Here is a 278-nt window from a genome sequence, read left to right as displayed (position 1 = left end):
CCTTGCGCCGCGTGCTCGTAGGAAACAGCGGTCTGGCCGGCTTTGATGGTGACTTGAGCGTTATTGCTCAGGGTCACTACCAAATCGTTGGCCAGCGCTTTGTTGATCTGGACGGTGAACGTTGGCTTAACGTTTTCAGCAACAGAGGTCTGGTCAGCCGTAATGGTGACCAACACCAAGTCGCCTTGGTTACCCGTGCCTGGGGTACCCGAACCTGGCTCGTCGGTAACTTCGGTGCTGACCTGGGTTTTATCCAGCGTCAGTTGCTCGAACTTCCA

General features: G+C 55.8%; 1 protein-coding gene. It reads right to left on the bottom strand.

Going from position 1 to position 278, the window contains the following annotated elements; genetic code table 11:
* On the bottom strand, nucleotides 1-278 hold a 278-nt coding region (locus FS767_RS22220; protein ID WP_371921609.1), incomplete at both ends, for an immunoglobulin-like domain-containing protein.

This window comes from Pseudomonas sp. DE0010 (assembly GCF_007680745.1).
Classification (GTDB): Bacteria; Pseudomonadota; Gammaproteobacteria; order Pseudomonadales; family Pseudomonadaceae; genus Aquipseudomonas; species Aquipseudomonas parafulva_B.
Note: the sequence above shows the minus strand (reverse complement) of the source record. Positions and strands in the feature narration are given on the sequence as shown.